Annotated in this window: 17 protein-coding genes; 8 read left to right on the top strand and 9 right to left on the bottom strand. The window is 54.4% G+C overall.

All coding sequences use genetic code 11. From position 1 onward, the window contains the following. The first annotated feature begins 6 nt into the window (after positions 1-6). From TURPA_RS15250 to TURPA_RS15240, 3 genes are read left to right on the top strand one after another with little or no spacing between them, the layout of a single operon-like run. Positions 7-1,026: a TRAP transporter substrate-binding protein gene (locus TURPA_RS15250; RefSeq protein WP_014804199.1), complete on the top strand. Its 1,020-nt coding sequence runs from the start codon at positions 7-9 to the stop codon at positions 1,024-1,026. A gap of 26 nt (positions 1,027-1,052) precedes the next feature. Continuing rightward, complete coding sequence (locus TURPA_RS15245; protein WP_157210521.1) at positions 1,053-1,586, top strand: TRAP transporter small permease; 534 nt, start codon at positions 1,053-1,055, stop codon at positions 1,584-1,586. After that, positions 1,587-3,215 (top strand): TRAP transporter large permease, encoded by a 1,629-nt coding sequence (locus TURPA_RS15240; protein WP_014804197.1) that lies wholly within the window; start codon positions 1,587-1,589, stop codon positions 3,213-3,215. A 48-nt stretch (positions 3,216-3,263) separates the two neighbouring features. Here TURPA_RS15240 and pth read toward each other — a convergent pair whose 3' ends face one another. Further along, positions 3,264-3,797: an aminoacyl-tRNA hydrolase gene (gene pth, locus TURPA_RS15235; protein ID WP_014804196.1), complete on the bottom strand. Its 534-nt coding sequence runs from the start codon at positions 3,795-3,797 to the stop codon at positions 3,264-3,266. Positions 3,798-4,116: 319 nt separating this feature from the next. On the opposite strand from pth, the gene TURPA_RS15230 reads away from it, so the two are divergent. Then, positions 4,117-4,749 (top strand): RNA polymerase sigma factor, encoded by a 633-nt coding sequence (locus tag TURPA_RS15230; RefSeq protein ID WP_014804195.1) that lies wholly within the window; start codon positions 4,117-4,119, stop codon positions 4,747-4,749. Here TURPA_RS15230 and TURPA_RS15225 read toward each other — a convergent pair. Genes TURPA_RS15225 through TURPA_RS15195 form a run of 7 tightly spaced genes read right to left on the bottom strand, consistent with a single transcriptional unit; the run spans position 4,737 to position 10,280 of the window. Continuing rightward, positions 4,737-5,891, bottom strand: a complete 1,155-nt coding sequence (locus tag TURPA_RS15225) for a mannose-1-phosphate guanylyltransferase (protein WP_014804194.1) — start codon at positions 5,889-5,891, stop codon at positions 4,737-4,739. The two genes, TURPA_RS15230 and TURPA_RS15225, sit on opposite strands and share 13 nt — an antisense overlap. Continuing rightward, positions 5,842-6,804 carry a hypothetical protein gene (locus TURPA_RS15220; protein WP_014804193.1) on the bottom strand — a complete coding sequence of 321 codons (963 nt, stop codon included), beginning with the start codon at positions 6,802-6,804 and terminating at the stop codon, positions 5,842-5,844. The genes TURPA_RS15225 and TURPA_RS15220 overlap by 50 nt, the downstream gene beginning before the upstream one ends. Before the next feature lie 3 nt (positions 6,805-6,807). Further along, positions 6,808-7,050, bottom strand: coding sequence for an RNA chaperone Hfq (gene hfq, locus TURPA_RS15215; protein ID WP_014804192.1), 243 nt, complete (start codon positions 7,048-7,050; stop codon positions 6,808-6,810). After that, the gene (gene miaA, locus TURPA_RS15210; RefSeq protein ID WP_014804191.1) at positions 7,047-8,018 is read right to left on the bottom strand and encodes a tRNA (adenosine(37)-N6)-dimethylallyltransferase MiaA; all 972 of its coding nucleotides are present in this window, start codon (positions 8,016-8,018) and stop codon (positions 7,047-7,049) included. The genes hfq and miaA overlap by 4 nt, the downstream gene beginning before the upstream one ends. A gap of 4 nt (positions 8,019-8,022) precedes the next feature. Further along, positions 8,023-8,583, bottom strand: a complete 561-nt coding sequence (gene gmk, locus TURPA_RS15205; RefSeq protein ID WP_014804190.1) for a guanylate kinase — start codon at positions 8,581-8,583, stop codon at positions 8,023-8,025. A 40-nt stretch (positions 8,584-8,623) separates the two neighbouring features. Beyond that, a complete protein-coding gene (locus tag TURPA_RS15200; RefSeq protein ID WP_157210520.1) occupies positions 8,624-9,517 on the bottom strand; it encodes a hypothetical protein in 894 nt (297 codons plus the stop codon). Positions 9,518-9,569: 52 nt separating this feature from the next. Continuing rightward, positions 9,570-10,280 carry a hypothetical protein gene (locus tag TURPA_RS15195; protein ID WP_014804188.1) on the bottom strand — a complete coding sequence of 237 codons (711 nt, stop codon included), beginning with the start codon at positions 10,278-10,280 and terminating at the stop codon, positions 9,570-9,572. A gap of 93 nt (positions 10,281-10,373) precedes the next feature. Here TURPA_RS15195 and TURPA_RS15190 point away from each other — a divergent pair, with 93 nt between their 5' ends. The 3 genes from TURPA_RS15190 to TURPA_RS15180 all read left to right on the top strand — a co-directional run bounded on the left by TURPA_RS15190 (position 10,374) and on the right by TURPA_RS15180 (position 13,290). Then, complete coding sequence (locus TURPA_RS15190; protein ID WP_014804187.1) at positions 10,374-10,889, top strand: C40 family peptidase; 516 nt, start codon at positions 10,374-10,376, stop codon at positions 10,887-10,889. A gap of 85 nt (positions 10,890-10,974) precedes the next feature. Then, a complete protein-coding gene (locus TURPA_RS15185) occupies positions 10,975-12,984 on the top strand; it encodes a hypothetical protein (protein WP_014804186.1) in 2,010 nt (669 codons plus the stop codon). A gap of 72 nt (positions 12,985-13,056) precedes the next feature. Then, positions 13,057-13,290, top strand: a complete 234-nt coding sequence (locus tag TURPA_RS15180; RefSeq protein ID WP_157210519.1) for an NlpC/P60 family protein — start codon at positions 13,057-13,059, stop codon at positions 13,288-13,290. Between the two features lie 405 nt (positions 13,291-13,695). On the opposite strand, the gene TURPA_RS22120 is transcribed toward TURPA_RS15180, so the two are convergent. Continuing rightward, positions 13,696-16,872 carry an Ig-like domain-containing protein gene (locus TURPA_RS22120; protein WP_014804184.1) on the bottom strand — a complete coding sequence of 1,059 codons (3,177 nt, stop codon included), beginning with the start codon at positions 16,870-16,872 and terminating at the stop codon, positions 13,696-13,698. A gap of 99 nt (positions 16,873-16,971) precedes the next feature. Between TURPA_RS22120 and TURPA_RS15170 the strand changes: the two genes are divergently transcribed. Continuing rightward, positions 16,972-17,217 carry a hypothetical protein gene (locus TURPA_RS15170; protein WP_014804183.1) on the top strand — a complete coding sequence of 82 codons (246 nt, stop codon included), beginning with the start codon at positions 16,972-16,974 and terminating at the stop codon, positions 17,215-17,217. The last annotated feature ends 225 nt before the right edge of the window (positions 17,218-17,442 follow it).

Raw genomic sequence — 17,442 nt, 5'->3', positions numbered from 1 at the left:
TAATACATGAATTCATTAAAGAAAGCAGCAATCACCACATCGCTGGCGGCGCTCGTCTTCGTGAACGGCGACGTGTCGTCGCAGGCGAAAGACGTGACGCTCAAAGTCGGCACCGTCGCCCCATCAGGTACTCCCTGGTCTGACGAGCTCTACGGCCTCAAGCGCCGCATCGAAAAGGAGAGCAATAAGAATATCAAGCTCAAGGTATACCTCGGCGGGCAGCTGGGCGGCGAGCATGAAATTCTTCAGGGTATTCAGCGCGGGCGCATTCAGGGCGGTGGCCTCACCGCCACGGCGCTCGCGGCCGCGGTGCCTGAACTCGACCTGATCGAAGTGCCGTATCTCTTCGACAGCCAAAAGCAGGCAGACTGCGTACTCGACAAGCACCTGCTCGAGCCATTTACTCAGCTTTTTGCTGAGAAAGGCCTCGTGTTTGTGACCTGGGCTGAAAATGGTTATCGCAACATCGGCACCAAAAACAAACCCATCAAAACTCCGGGCGATCTGCGCGGTGTGAAAATTCGCGCGCAAGAGTCAAAGGTTCACCTTGCCTACTGGAAAAAGATCGGCGCGAGCCCCGTGCCGATTGCAGTGCCCGAGGTTCTACCGGCGCTGCAAACCGGTGTGGTTGAGGGCTTCGACCAGACAGCGCTCATGACCCTGGCCGCTGAATGGCAGACATCGATCAAGTTCTACACGGTTACCGAGCACATCTACCAGCCTGCAGCGATCGTTTACAGCAAATCGTTTTTTGACGGATTAACCCCCGATCAGAAAAAGATTTTGATGGGCGACGGCAACGGCCTCGCGCCACGCGCACGCCGTGCGGTACGCCGCCTGAGCGGGCAGCTGATTAAGGCGCTCGAATCGAACAATGTACAGATCATCAAACTTTCGGGCGGCGAAAAGGCAGCGTTTAAGAATGCAGCTTCGGGCCTGGCAGAGCAGATGGTCGGCCAGATCGGCGGCAAATCTTCGATGATTTACGCTAAGATCAAAGCGGGCAAAGCGGCCTGCGGCAAATAAACCAGAGAGGTCTGATGCTGAGTATAATGAAACTCATATTGGACGCAATGGCCCGCCTCGAAAAATGGATCGCGGGCATTTGTATTGCAACCATTATGGTGCTCATGGTTATGGACGTCTTCGGCAGAAACGTGCTGAAAGACGGCATCGTCTGGGCGCAGAAACTATCACTTCACCTGATGTTGTGGGCGGGCCTTCTCGGCGCGTCCATTACGTCATCGAAAGGCGGGCATTTACGTCCCGAAATCGCCGACAAGTTGTGGCCCAAAAGCTTTCAGCCGGTGCTCAAATCATTGGAGCACTTTCTGATTTCGGCTTTCTGCGCCACGATGGCATTTTTTGCGCTGAAATACATTCTGCATAGTCTCGAAACCGGCGATAAAACGCCGGTGACTGAACTGCCGATGTGGCTCGTGCAGGGTGTAATACCCTACACGCTCGCGTCGATGGCCGTTCGCCATTTCACCTATGCGTTTATCTCAGAGATCAGACCCAAAGATCTGAACGAAGCCGAAGAAGCGCTTCAGCTCGAAGCTGAAGTTTCAGGGAAGGGTGAATAGATGGTAGTCGCTGGACTTCTGCTGCTCATTCTGCTGCTCATACTTTTTGGGCAACCCCTCTTCGTGATTATCGGTGCCGTCACAGGCTATTGCTTTCTCTTCATGGGAAATGGCGGGCTATCGAACATCATTGGCGACCTCTATTACGGCGCCGACAAAGAGATATTGCTGGCGATTCCGCTCTTTATATTAGCGGGTAACCTCATGACACATGGGTCGATTGCGCGCAGGCTGATCGACGTGGGCCGTTCTGTTACGGCCCCGATACCATCGGGTCTTGCAGTTGCCGGAGTTATATCGTGCGGTATCTTCGCGGCCATTTCGGGCTCTTCGCCCGTAACGCTGATCGCAATCGGAGGGGTCATGTACCCTGCCCTGCGCCAGGCCGGCTACAACCAGAATTTCTCTATGGGAATTCTGGCCGCGGGCGGTACGCTCGGTATCATCATTCCGCCGAGTATTCCCATGATTATTTATGCGATCATGGTCGGCGTCTCGGTGATCGACCTCTTTCTCGCGGGTATTGGGCCAGGCCTCTTACTTTTAACCGCGCTCGTCATCTATTCAGTCTTCAGGGGCTGGAAAATGGAACGCGGCAAATGGGTGATGGCAGATATTCTCAAATCGCTCAAAAGCGGTATTTTGGCTCTGCTCATGCCGGTCATCATTCTCGGTGGCATCTATACCGGCTGGTTTACGGCGACTGAATCTGCGGCGATTGCCGTGATCTATGCGGTTTTCGTCGAGATTCTGATTCACCGCGAGCTGTCGCTCAAGAAGTTGCCGGCGATTTTCTCTGAGAGCGCCGAAATGCTCGGTACGCTTTTCTTGATTCTTTTGCTCGCTGTGAGCCTGAACAAGTTCATGACCGAAGAGCAGATTCCGCAGGCGCTCGTTGAAAAAATGTCAGCCCTGATCTCGAACAAAGTGGGCTTTCTGATCGGCGTGAATATCTTGCTGCTCATCGTGGGCATGTTCATGGATATCATGAGTGCTATTCTCGTGCTGGCGCCGCTGCTCGCCCCGATGGCGATTCACTACGGTATTAACCCGATTCACTTCGGCATTATCATGATCGTCAACCTCGAGATTGGTTACCTGACGCCACCGGTGGGTGTGAACCTCTTCGTGGCCTCGAGTATATTCAAGGTACCTCTGGGTCAGGTGATCAAGGCCGTCGCGCCCATTGTGCTCGTATTTCTCGTGTGTCTCGGTATCATCACCAGCATACCTGAAATCGCGCTCTTTCCGCTGAAGAACGCAGGCGAAAAACAGAAGACAACGCTCAGCTCTCAGCCGGCGGCCAAGACCGAACAGGGCAAGCAGCTCACAGAAGAGCAGCAGGTTTTTGTCGGCAAATGGAAGTCAGCTTCGGGAACGCTCGAAATAACCGATGACGGTATCGCCCGCCTGGCCCCCCCCATTGGTGGCGTCGGGTCAAAGTACCTGCCGAAAATGGCTGAGGCAACACTCGAAATTGAAGGTTTGAAGAGCATTACGGTAAAATCGGGTGAGACCGTAAAAACGTTCAAGGTCGTCAAAGCGCCTAAAACCAAGGGCGAAAAGACAACCATGACGCTCGATAAAGTCGTATACACGAAAGAAACCACAGCTGAAGAAGAGCCTTAAAGGTTCTTCTTTAGTCCAATCAGAACGGGCTGCCAAAGCAGCAGCCAGTTATTTCGCCAAACCGCCGATTATTTCTTGCCACACGGGCAAGAGCTTATCGGCGGTTATTCTTTGCGCTGCCGGCTGCACCGAAAGCAAATAATCAGCAATGCCATCGTCACGGTTCGCCGGGCGTGAGACGCCGACACGAATACGGTGAAAATCCGCACTGCCGATGACGCCGATGATGCTGCGCAGGCCATTGTGACCTTTGTGCCCACCGCCGAATTTATGGCGCACGACGCCGTTATCGAGCTCGACCTCGTCGTGAAAAACCACAAGTTTCGCCGGAGCAATGTTGAATTTTTTCAAAACAGCGCCGACTGCCTGGCCTGAAAGATTCATGAAAGTCTGCGGCTTAACGAGCAGCAGCCGCGTGTCGCCCTCGTCGGTTTCGGCAATCTCGGCCGCGAGCGACTTGATTGCTGTGTAACTTGCCGACGGCCAGAGAGCATCGAGCGCCATCGCCCCGGCGTTGTGGCGCGTAAAACGGTAGCGATCGCCGGGATTCATGAGCCCCACGCAGGCGATTGTCGGCTTCATCGACCCGACTCTAATGCGGCCCTGCCCCGTAAATTTTGAAGTCACTTTTGTGATTGCTCTGCCAATGCGTTACGCCAATGAGGCGAGCCGGTCTCTGGGACGTTCGGGCTTTTATTTTTAAGTTTTGAACCAATGTATGAAAATCGGAGGCCAAAATTTGCAACGAGGCAAAAGTAGGGGTACACCCCGAAGAGTAGCGCGTTACGTGAGGCCTCCACAATCGCTGGCTAACTGGCCGGCGGCTATTTGCGGGTTCAATACTGCAAATAACAACGGCGCCCCGGTACCGGCATTTTAATTCTTCGCGTTCTATTCAGCTATGCAACACCTCAAAGATGAGGATCTCATACGCGAGCTCAAGCGGGCTGAACTCGGTGAACACCTCACGGGCACCAAGACTGACGCCGAGAAAATTTTTGCCGAACTGATCGGGCGCCACCAGCGCCCGTTTGCAAGGCTTGTGACGATCAGGTACCCTGTCGACATCGCCAGCGCAGAAGAAATCACGCAGGATTTCTGGCTTGAATGTTATTCTGCCCTGCCCCGCTATAACCCCGACAGGCCTTTTCTGGGCTGGGCGACGACAATTCTGTTTCGCACCGCCGAGAAGTTTCTGAAAAAGCGACGCAAAGAAGTGCAGCTGTCGCCGCAGAGCGACTTTTTTGAAATGCAGGCCGCTTCTCTACCGGGCGGTGAAAACGCTGAAATCGAGAAAGAACAGATCAGTCGAATGCTGAGCGCAGTGCGCGAGCTGCCGGCAGAACTGGCTCTGCTGATTGAACTGCGTTTCTTTCAGCGCAAAAAAATCGATGAAATCACTGAGGCGACGGGGCTTGCCCGGTCGACGGTGTTCGAAAAGCTGAATCTTGCCTACAAGAAGCTGCGGCGCGGCATCGACGAACGCCAGAAAGATCGCGCGCCACGGGCGAACGCGAAACGTCAGAGTAGCTGATCGGGTGCTTTTTCGCGCAGGTCGCGAATATCGGGCAGCGCTTCGCGCTTCGCGATGAGCAGAACGCCCTCGTCTTCAATCAACACGCAGTTTTCAAGGCCCAGCAGCGCGACCGTGAAATTGGTTTTGATGATGTTACCTTTAGCGCGGTGGCTGATCACCTTACCCTGAATCACGTGGTTGCCGGTTGCATCGGCAGCATGAATGCGCGCCAAAGCGTCAAATGAACCGACGTCGTCCCAGGTGAAGTCTGCACGAATCAGACCGACCTTTTTGGTCTTTTCCATGATCGCGTAGTCGATCGAAATGTTCTGCATTTTGGGGAATATTTTGGCGAGGTTCGCCGTGCTCTGCGCGCACTGGTCTGCCTGCTTCAGCATCTCGCTCTGGTAGATGCGAAAGTCTTCACGAATTCGGCCGAGAGAGAAGATAAACATTCCCGAGTTCCAGAAATGGCGTTCGGTCGTGAGATAATGGCTCGCGGTCTGGTAATCGGGTTTTTCGCGAAAGCTAGAGATCGCGCTCATGCGCGGCGCAACTTCGATACCCGCTTCGATGTAGCCATAGCCCGTTTCGGCGCGCGTCGGTTGAATGCCCATGCACCAGATGCGCTCTGCCGCGCGGCTGAGCGCGAGCTTCACTGTCTCTGCCCACTTGTCGACGGGTTCAATATGGTGATCGGCTGCCAGAATGACGAGGCCCGAGGCGTCGTCGGCGCCGTGTGCCTTGAGGTATGACGCAAAGTATGCGATGATGGGTGCGGTATTGCGCGCTGCGGGCTCGAGCAGGTATTGCTTCTTGTCGAGCTTTACTACCTTCTGAATTTTGAGGGCGAGATCTTTGTTGGTGCCGATATAGATGCGGTCGGGTGTAGTAAGCAGTTTCGCGCGCTCAACCGCCTCTTCGATGAGTGACCGTTTACCGGTGATATTGATGAGCTGCTTCGGGCGGCTGACACGGCTCATCGGCCACAGGCGCGTACCCGAGCCGCCTGCCATGATCATGACGAATGGTTTGCCGTTTGCGGCAAATTCTTTGGTGACTTTGCCCGGCTTGACGAGGGGCTTCGCGCCGTTCTTTTCTGCCGGCTTGTTAGCGGATGATTTCTCCGCCGGTTTCGCCTTTGTTTTCGCTGTTGCCATCTGTGCCTCGCCTTTTTTTGTTCGGTAATTCACCTTTGTACGCAGAATTGCCGCGTGCTGAAGCGTCCAGTATCACCTGGCCTGCACGGGGGGCAATCTTTTCTATCTTATAGTACTCGAGAATGTCGGGGTTTTCGCCAATCAGCGCAGACATTTTCTCGGCTTTGTTGAATTCTTCAAGGTTACGTTTGCGTTCGAGCGCGAGATCGGCCTCGCGTTCAATCTGCGTGAGCAGCGCGCGCCGGTCTGCCGCAGCCACTTCGCCGAGGTTTCGGGTTTGGGCCGCGTAGAGTTCGTTATCGGGCACATAAAGGTCGCGCAGGTCGACCGTTTTGAGTTTCAGCCAGTTACCCTTGAGCTGCCGGTCGAGCCGCGCCTGAATTTCTGCCAGATTGGTATTGTTGAAAAACTGCGCGAGCCGGTTTTTGACTGTAGCCAATGCCCGTTCGTCACCGACTGCATCGAGAAAAAATTCGGCCGCCAGAAACTGCAGCTGCTCTTCGACAAATTTGTCGCGTTCGAGCGGGCGGTATTCGAGCGCCTTGAGTGCAGTGAATGCGTCAGCGCGGCTGAATTCGGCTTCGACGCGCAGGCGGGCCTGTACGTAAAAAAGGTCGCTCATGCGCAGGTACGCGCTGAAGCGTAACGGCAGCTTCAGTTTCACTTCTTGAACACGCGGTGAAACCTGCAGATCGTAGCGGCGAAATCTGCCCGGCACAAAAAGGCTGGGAACGAAGGTGAATCCGGCGTTGTAGGCATAAAACCCCGTACCCTCGATGCCCGAGTCTGAATATTGTGCCTGTAAGAAAGTGACGTGCCCGCCGGGCACCAGTAGAATATTCTGGTAGATGACGGTAGCAACCGCCGCCAGAGTCAGAATCTGAAATGATCTTCTGAAAAAATCACCGAACAATGGCTATTCATCCTCAGAGCCGGCTTCGGGATTATGCAGTTTTATCGGCTTTTCAGGCGAAATTGTCGTCACCGCGTGCTTGTAGACAAGCGTCTGCTTGTGGTCGTGCTCGAGCACGATCGTGAAATTGTCAAAGCTGACCACCCTGCCCTTGATCGGCACCCCGTTCGAAAGATAGATGGTGATGCCCATTTTCTCTTTGCGAATCTGGTTCAATATGAAATCTTGCAGGTTATTTTTGGTCATGGTACCCGGCCGATAAAATCTTTGACAAGCGCGGCAATTCGGTCATTGTCATAAGACGGGTCAACTGTTTTTGTATTCTCTGGTTGCGGTTTCGCGTTGCGATACCAGGTCGCCTGGCGTTTCACGAGGTGCATGGTATTCTGCAGAATTTTTGCGGCTATCTGCTGCTGCGCCGCTTCGTCTAAGTCTTCAATCGCAACCGAGTTCAGTTCTGCGTAATCGAAAAACTCGCTGACGCCGATCCCCGTCAGGGCAGCAAATTCACGCCAGTTTTTGCCCGGCGCGCTGCCCGCAATCAACTTCGCCGCACGGGCAACTTCAGCGAGAAGGCCCTCAGAGAACATGCGCGCGATACGGGCGGCGGCGCGCTGCCTCACAAGCTCGCGCGCGGGGTCAAAAATCAGCAACAGCACTTCGTATTCGGGCAAAATGGCCCCTTCGCGCGGCAGTGAGCTTATCGCGCCACCGCGTTCGATGCACAGCATCAGCGCACGTTTGAGCCTCGCTTCGTTATGAGGATGTATATTCGAAGCTGCGACTGCATCCATTGCTTCAAGTCTCGCATAAGCGTCTACGCGCGCCATCTGCTCAACCTCAGCCTTCACCTGATCGCTGATCGGAGTTTCGGGCAAAAGCCCGGCAAAAAGCGCCTGCAGGTAGAAATATGTGCCGCCGCAGATCAGAGGTATCTGCTGCGCCGCATGCGCCTCTTGCAAAAGGCCGCGCGCTTTGCGCATAAACTGCCCGGCTGAAAAGACCGCATCGAGCGGTAAAAAATTATACAACCTGTGATCAAAGAGCGCACGCTCTTTCGCCGTGGGTGATGCAGAGCTGACAGGCAGATCGGCGTAAACCTGCCGCGAATCGGCGTTGATGAGCATGAGCGGCAGATCGCCGAGCTGGTCGTAGATAAAGGCCGATTTGCCGCTTGCGGTCGCCCCCGTGACGACGATGACCTTCGGCTTCATGGCGTCAGACCATGTGCGCTCTGACGATCTTCGCAAGCTCTTCGGCTGCCTGCATGAGGTCGTCGTTCACCACGACATAGTCAAAGTTTTCTTTTTCCATGATTTCGAGACGCGCAAGCTGCAGCCTGCTCTGAATCTCGGCCTCGCTCTCAGAACCGCGCGCCCTGAGACGGCGTTCGAGCTCTTGCATGTCAGGGGGAATAATAAAGAGACTCACCATGCGCCGCACCTTGCCGCGCAGCGTCTGCGCCCCCTGCACGTCGATGTCGAGAATCGGGTATTTACCCGAATCGAAAATGCGTTCGAGCTCGCGAATTTCGGTGCCGTAATAGTTATCGAGCACGCGCGCATATTCGAGAAACGCACCCTCGGCCACGCGCTTTTCGAACTCTTCGCGGCTCAGAAAATAGTAGTTCACTCCCTCTTGTTCGGTGCCGCGCTGGCGCCGCGTCGTCGATGAAATCGAATGCGAAAGGCGTGGCTCTTTTTGCAAAAGAACGTTGATGAGGCTGTTCTTGCCGGCGCCTGAGGGTGCTGAAATAACAAAGAGCGGGCGCTCAAACATTCATACACCATCGTTATGCACGGTGGCGCGTAAATCAGGATTAAGGCCGCAGAGAGCCCGTCGAAAAACGGCCCAGGTGCTGCAGGCGCTCTTTAGCGGCTGCATGGTAAGGGCTGCCCGCAAATTTGAGTACCTGCCGGTAGGCAACCTCTGCCTTATGCCCGTCTTTATGGTACCATGGCCGCTCATAGAGCTGGCCCAGCATAAAATACGCGCGGTCGAGCGGTAGCTCAAGGCCTTCGGCCTGGCTATTCTCGTTCATGAGTGTGCGCGTCAGGTGCGGCAGCGCCGCCTCGTGGCGCCCCGATTCGATGAGCAATAGCCCGAGGCGCAGCCGTGCAAGCACGCCCTCGCGCGAACGCGGTTGCAGTTCGCCGACATATGCGTACATGCGCTCGGCGTCGCGCAGGCAGTCGTTCTTTTTCGTCTGCTCGCGCGCACAGGTCTGGTAGCCATCGGCGATCGCAAGGTACGCCTGCAATTTGAGTTTGTCGTCGAACGCTTCGGCCTCACCCTCAAGCCCTGCTTCGCCGCGGCGGGCACGCAGCGACAGCGCCTTGAGCCTTGCTTCGCGGCTAAAGCCATCTTCACCGGCTTCTTGCGATTTTTTCAGGTTCTCGAGCGAACGGTCAGTGCGGTTTGAACGCTGGTAAAGCTCGGCATTTTCGAGATAGACCTTTGTAGGTGCATTCTTCACTGACCGGGCGGCTTCAGCCTCTTCGTTTTTCTCGTCGCTGGCAGCCTGCTCAGCGGGTATGGTGTCTGCCGGCGTTGCGGGCGCAGGTGCCACCGGGGTTAAATTACCTTCTGAATTTGATGCAGGCACGGCATTCGCGGGTAGCGCTGCGCCGGCTTCGGCGCTCGGCGCCTCAGCGTTTATCGGGTTGCCGCGCTCGTCATATTTCTTGCCGCGGGCAAAGAGCCCGGCGGGCATGACGACGCACAGGGCAAAGAGAACGAGTCTGCTGAAAATGGCCATGTCGATATCAATCCATGTATTCGAACTTGCCTTTTTTGGGTGGCGGCGTTGCAGTCTTCGGTGCCGGTGCAGGCTGAGAACGGGGTGAATCCACCTCGTCAAAAACATCGCGCTGGCGGGCGGCATTCACGCGCGCTGGCGAAGCGCCAGGCTGCAGCATGGGTTCGATGGCTGGTTTTTCTTCTGGTGCAGGTTTTTGCGAGCCGATCTTGTCCCGCGAAAGCAATGTATCTTGATCATCGATGGTCTTCTTGTCAGGCGTTAAGCGCGGCACGAGCGCACTGTCACCGAGATAACCGGGGGATTTCTCTTTCGGGCGCAGCGCGTCTTCGTGCTTGAGCATCTCTTCTTTTTCACCCATGAGATGGCCCATCGTGTCGCGGCCCATCGGCGTGAACTGCGTTTCATCGGCAGCCTTCTGCCGCGACGGAAACTCGAGCGGGTCGACTTCAACATCTTCGACGAGTTTGCGCTTTTTCGCATATTCTTCGCGCATCTCTTGCAGGTAAAACAGATCGCGGCTGCGCTCGACGAGGCGAACACCTGTCGGTTGCGCTTCTCTGAGGCCTTTGTTGACGCCTGAGATGATGACAATCAGCGCCAACAGCGCGGCGAACGCGAGTGAAGCCTTCTGTATAATGTCACGAATATGCGGCGGTATGCGCTCGATCATGCGGTCGATTGAAGGAGCGAGATTACCCAAAAGCCTGCGCAGCATATATTGGATTATCGTAATTTTTGCGGGCGTTGCCCTGCAAAAATTACGGTCGCATTCGGCTTGACGCCTTGTGCGGCGCACAAATAATGTCTCGTGCAGCGAATCAAATCAAAGCTCAAGCGGCCCAAATACAAGTTTTGGCTGGCTTTCACCTCTGCGGCAGCCCTGCTGCTGGTTGAAGTTGTACCACGCACGAGTGTGCACGCGACCAAGACTGCAGCGGCGACACGGCTACCGACTGAATCGCAGATACGCGACGCAGTGGTGCGCGGCGCGCAGAGCTACCTCAACCTGCCCTATAAATTTGGCGGCGCCTCGCCGACAGGCTTCGATTGCAGCGGACTCGTGCTCTACCTCTACAACCAGCACGGCTTCACGATGCCGCACGGTGTCATTTATATGCGACCGACGCTGAAACTCACGCGCAACCCCAAAAAAGGCGATGTCATTTTCTTTCTGAACGACAACAACATCGCGGGCCATGTCGGCATCTACATCGACGAAGAGCGTTTTATCCATGCGCCCAAAGAAGGTGCGGTGATTCGCTACGAAAAGCTCAAGCATCCGTATTGGAAGAAACGTTTCGTTGAAATTCGTTCGGTGATCTGATACCGCCCTTCGTATCTGCGTAAAATCGGCAATCTGTTTGACGCGATGCGGGTCGCCGTGAAGAGTATGCGCCCGGAGCCCATGCTTGAACCTACGAACATCGTCTGTCATCATTGTACTTTGCCTCGCCTTCACCCGCTGCGGCTCGCTGCTCTCTGAACTCGACCGCATCAAAAAGAAATTTGAGGGTACGCCCGCCGCGCCGCAGGTGGGCGAAGTGCAACCAGTTTACGCCGCTGCGACAAACTGGTTGCAGTACGTGCGCAACGACGGTACCGGCGCGCTGACGGCAACGGGCACTCTCTGCGACGGGGCAGAGACAGGCCTTGCCTCGAGCTGCCTGCACGGCGGCGAAATGAAACGCGTGCCTGTCACCAATCGCAGCGATTGTGCGGGGCTTAACGCGACCGATGCGTTGGGTGCGTTCACCTGGCGCTGCGCGATGATCAATGGCGTGCCGAATATGGTCACGGGTGGGCTCGCCGAAGAACGTTATCTATCCCACTTGTTGGATTTTTCAGGTACTGGTTCATGGCGGCTGAACTCGGTCACTGTCACAGATTCTGCCGGCAGCGCCTCGACTGAACCCACGCTCTGGTACACGAACCCGATTGTGAGAGATTTCACCGATGTTGCTTCACCCTCGTCGCTTGACCTGAATAACAGCGACACAGTCTATATGTTTACCACAAGCCCGGGCAAACAGCTGTTTCTCTCGGGGGCGCGGGCGGCGCTCGTGACGCAGCCGGGCGTTGTTATCGCGACCACCGCTGTTCTGCACCACATCAGCCCCAGCAATAGCTTCAACTGGGTAGAAGCGACGACAGATTCGACGGGCGCAACCAACAGCGCGCTTAACCTCACGAACTCAAACTTCTGTGCGGTGCGCGGCAGCAACTTTGCGAATCGCCGCATCGTGTTTGCCTCAACAAATTATGCACGGGTGAGCTTTACGCGCGTCTTTAACGCAGGCATCGACTTTGTCGGCAGCGGCGTCGGCAATATCTTTAACGAAGTGATTCTCAGTAATGGCAGATGGCTGCTCGATGCGGCCGGTAACCATAATCTTGTTTCGGTGGGGCTCACACTGCATAACGCCGACTATGGCTATTCGACGGGTAACTCGCAAACCTACACAGGGCACATCGGCATCAACCACACCGGCGCGAATCTAGCGGTGCAGGGCCTGCGCGGCGGCCCGATCGAAGACAGCACGTTTATGAACATGCTCTATGTAAATAACGAGAGTTTTGGCATCGGCACCGCTGGCGTGCGCAATACTTTTGTCAATGTCGCGATCGGAAGTGCGCAGGCCCGTATCAGCTCGACCGCCAACTTTGAATATTTTTCAGGTCAGGTGCGCTATGGCCAAACGAATGCCCTCTGCGCGGTCGGCGCCGGCACGCACGGCATTGACGCCAGCTGCATTGCGCAAAATGCCTCAGATTTTACGCTCACCACCTCGCTGAATTTTAACGCGGCATTTGTCGGCCGCGTCACCGCCGACGACACGGCAAACCAGTCTGACGCCGCCGGGCTTGCCACCTTCGGCTCGATCGCCGACTATTTTCGTTTCGAAAGCCGGCACCGCGGCTATGGCCGTGAAGCGGCGATTGCACACTTCGACACGACGCACCGCGGCGCCTGCACCAGCGGCAGCTGCCGCATCTGGGACCTTCGCCTGAGAAGTACCGACACGCAACTGCGCGAGGTGCTGCCGGTGCCCGGCACAGACGACATGTACTTTCACCACTGGCAGGCAGGCACAGCCGACGCCTGCACCGCAATTCACGGTGCTGTCTGGGGCGACGCAGTATGCAGCCTGCCCGGCTACACAGATCAAGGCGCGTGCGAAGGCGAGGGCGGCGCCTGGCAGGCAAGCATTTGCACCACACGCGCGCTCAGAAACGCCTACGAAATTCTAAACGACGCGCGCGGCAACGACAACGGCCTCTGCGAATCAAACGAAGCCTGCATGTACACCCCCAACTTCGGCGCGTACCAGGGCCATGGCAGAATCGTATCTGTTGGCAATATATCAGGCGGGGATTTTCTCAATGTGGATTTATACCGTTTTGAGACGAATGGAATATGAACCGTTGCTCGCTGAAGTCGTACCCCGCCGCGCACCAGCGTGCATGCGACGAAAACCGCAGCGGCGACCCATGTGTCGACTGAAACCCAGATTCGCGATGCTGGGGCGAGCGGTGCGCAGAGTTACCTCAACCTGCCCTACAAATTCGCCGGCGCATCGCCAACAGGTTTAGATTGCAGGGGGCTGGTGCTTTACCTCTATAACCAGCACGGCCTTACAATGCCCCATGGCGCAATCTACATGCGTCCGATGCTGAAACTCACGCGTAACCCCAAAAAACGACGTGATTTTCTTTTTGAACGATAACGCGATCGCAGGCCAGATCGGCATTTACTTTGACGAAGACCGTTTTATTCACGCACACAAAGAAGGTGCAGTCATTCGCTAAGAAAAGCTCAAGCATCTATATTGGAAAAAGTGGTTTGTCGAGATCCGCTAGCTGGTCTAAGCCTACCCAAATGTGCGTTACCCACCAAATGCCCATTTATAATCAAGATTTCTGCTATCTCAATCAGAAACAGGCGGCGAAACGAGCAGTGTCTACAGGCAATGAACGGGGTCAATATATTTCATGCATTCACGCGGAAAAACCCGCTCGATGCTCGGAGACACTTGAGATGAGTGCGGCGCGGTGTCAGGCTTAGGGCTAGTCTGTTGCTCGGAGTAATGGTTTCTTTGGTCTTTCGCAACTTGTGAGTCAAAATACCCGGCTTATTGATATTTAACAATTACCGTGTTGTTTCCTGATGCGTATGCACCGACCGCTGGCTGAGTGCCGTATATTACTTGGCTTGCGCCGAGTTGAAAGCCTGCGGCATAAATGTTGCCTACACTGTCTGAAGTGAGAGAATTAAATCTGGATGATCCGGTGCCTGAGCTAGTTGTCCGCGCCCAAAGAACAACCCCAGCGGAGTTCAATTTCAGAAGTACTGCATTCGCAGCTGCTGCTGAACCAGCTATGCTCTGACCGCCATACGCAAATGAGCCTGTACCTTGCTGGTACCCCGCAACAAATACATTCCCATTAGGGTCAGTCTGAACTGATGCAAACTGACTCCAATCGCCCCCTGAAGTTGCGCCAAAGCCCCAAAGCGCATTTCCAGCGACATCATATTTTATCAAGACACTGTTCAAACCGGCGTTCACACCGCTAACGGTTTGCCCCCCATAGTTGACTGTGGCAGTACCCTGTTGTTTACCCGCGACATAAATATTTCCCGAAGAGTCGAGAGTCACGGAACCGAACTCCGCAGCATCGCTGGTTGCAGCACCAGAAGCCTGCGCCCAAAGCGCTACACCTGCCGCGTCGTATTTTACCAATAAGGCGTTTCCAATCAACGATAGCCCGGCTGCTGCGGCGCCGCCGTAATTGAACAAACTTGTACCTCTCTGGTAACCTGCGGCGTAGACATTATTGCCTGAAATATCTACGGTCACACCGTTAAATTGCGAATGACTTGCCCCGGCAGACACGCTGCGTGCCCACAAGGCAGTGCCAGATGCATCGTACTTTACGAGCACGGCATTATTCCAACCGCCAACTGCCCCGGCTAAAGATTGGCTGCCATAGGTATAGACACCATTTCCGAACTGATATCCCACGGCAAAAATATTGCTGGCGCCATCGACTGTTAGGCCGCGAAATTCAGTCTGACCACCGCTGGTTACGCCCACACTTCTGGCCCATAGCGCAGTACCAGATGTATCATACTTGACTATCACAGCATTGGATAGGGTTGACCCGCCGGAAACGCTCTGACCACCGTAAATGAATGTGCTGGTGCCGTGTTGGATACCCGCAACATAGATATGGCCTGTCGTATCGACAGTCAATGCCTGAAATAAGGAGTAACTACCACCCGCATCTACCGTTCGCGCCCATTGTGGCACTCCGGTTGAATCATATTTGACCAAAACGGCATTGACGTTTGTGGAAACACCCGTAACTACCTGACTACCATAGGTATATGATAGATTCCCAGCCTGAAGACCCGCCGCATAAACATTGCCAGCCGAATCTGTCGCTGTCGCCCAGAAACCGGAATAACCATTGCCAGCTGCGACACTCTGTGCCCAAATGGCATTTCCAGCATTATTTACGCTCGGCGAGATACCGGTGTCTGAGGTATACAGACTCAGATTAATTAAGTTCACGCTCTGAGCCGCAGTAGTAACCCGAATTTGATAAACATTTCCCGACGCTAAGGGCAGTAATGGCTGAAAAGTGGCGACAGTACCCGCCGCCGACATTGAAGGAGCCGCTGAAACGACAGCGATACAGCTTAGGAAATTATCTGAAGAAATTTGAATAGAACCCGAGCACCCCGAAGTCGTGGATGCTACAAGTGTGGCGGGCGCCATTGGCTCAGAAAATATTACGGCAATGGGCGTATTTGCCGCTATACCCACCGCTCCATCGGCCGGATTGGTGCTGACTACCGTCGGCTGCGTATAAACGTTGATGGCAACGGTATCAGATATCCCGCCAATCGTCGAAGTCACGGTACCCGTCAATGGCGCAGTGCCAGATGCCGTGAATACTGCGGCTGCACTGACGGTTCCGACGCCACCTTGCACTGTGAACGTAGGGTTGATAACTGCTGTATTCCCGAAAGCGTCGTACCCGAGAGCATCGAACGCGTATGTTTGGCCTGCAGCCATGTTGATAGGGTTCGTGATGATGACCTGATTGTTGTCCATCAGTTCAATGTGCGTCAGCATACCCGTCAGAACATTTACGGGCACCGATGCTGTAAATGCACCAGCGGTTGCATTTATGCTGCCTACCCCCTTGGTCACGGCAGCCAGTTGCACGGTTGATGAGCCAGAGCGTGAGACAGTACCAATGCCGCCTGAAATACTGAAGTTATCAGCCGCAATGTTGCGCCAGGCGGTACCGTCATTCGCCTGCAATGTCAGATTGCGAACAAAACCCGCGCTGATATTGAAAGGTGCAGGCGGGTTAAAACGCAAAGCAGTTGCTGTTCGGGTAACCGAGCGAGTGCCAATCCCGGTTTGTCGTGTAACGCCAACCTGATCGGTCGCAACGAAACGATAACGAAAACCGGCAAGCGTTACAAACGATTCAGGAATTGTAGCAAAATACCTGTTAGCTACGCCCGCATCGGTAGTATCAGGTTGCAATGGAACTTTGTTGGTTGCAGATGCAGGTGTCAAGCTGCACGAAGCATCGCCTGTGCGGCAATAAATTAAAAAGGCGCTAACAATGGTACCGGGCGTACTGCCGGTGTTAAAATCTGTAATGGTTGTCCGAACTCTCACCGGAAGTCCCGCCATGATTGTCGCGCCCGATGGCAGAAAATTTGCTCCTGAGACGTTAGGTTGCGTATTGCCAACGCCCAATAATTGCGCTGCTGGAATATAGACTGAAAAATGCTCCAGACTACCCGTCACGCAATGTCGGTTCGTATCGACGAAACCGCTCATGCCAACAAGTTCGCCTTCGTCATCGGCATAATATACTTGTGCGCTTTTCTCATTGAGATTTCTGGTTGAAAACTCAGCGGAAGAAAAACAGAATTCTGCCTCGACGGGCTTTTGAAACTGCAAACCTTCAGGCGAAAACTTGACGCCATGCCCCATTTTAGTCGCCCCATCAAATGCAGGTGCTGAGACATCAGTCCATTCGGCGTTAATTTCCGTATCACGTTCTAAGGCTCCGGCAGGTATTGTCAGACGCATGTTTTGCAATTGAATGACGCCGCCGTTCTCAGCGCTGATAACCGCCGCTACGTTATTGGCATCTGGCGCAGCGACAATGCCGTCAGTACCGTTGGAAAATTTTAAGGCAGGATTGCCCTTGCAATATGGGATTAGAAGCGTAGATGCACAAAATACAATCAGCGATGGAAATTTTGACGTTCTCATAGGTAGCTCCTGTCGGCAATAAAATTGGGAATTCCGTAAGTAAGGGGAAGCAATGAGTCAGGCTGTAAACGCCTTTCGGGGTTTAAGGGCTACAAAAATATGGGGGCCGCGAGGCGCTTCTCTCACAGTCTGGCTTGCTGCGAAGAACTGGCAACAAAAGTTAGTCCGATCAGAAGCGAGGGCATTGAGTTGCAACATAAAGATGATCGCATTGTTATCGATTGTGCTATTGCAGCCAAGGCAGAATATATTGTGATGCGCGATCTGGATTTCGTCTCTTACGGAAAACTGGCGGGTCTTTCCATTGTAACACCAGTTAAAATTCTGCGTCTTGAGCAAAATTGACCCAGACGGTCTGTGGGCTATACTACCGAATAGATCCCCTTCTCTAAATGAGAACAAATTATCACCTTAATGACATCGATGTCATTTTTTTGGCACTCGGTATACAACTGTTGCAATATTATAGCAGATACGGGAAAACCGTACAATAAAGGCGTAAACACCTGCGAAACATGATGTTTCGAGGCTTCGCTGGCCACGATGGCCGACAAGGCGAAGACCGTAGAG

Origin of the sequence: Turneriella parva DSM 21527 (genome assembly GCF_000266885.1) — a bacterium.
GTDB lineage: Bacteria > Spirochaetota > Leptospiria > Turneriellales > Turneriellaceae > Turneriella > Turneriella parva.
This window is presented reverse-complemented; position numbering and strand designations above follow the sequence as displayed.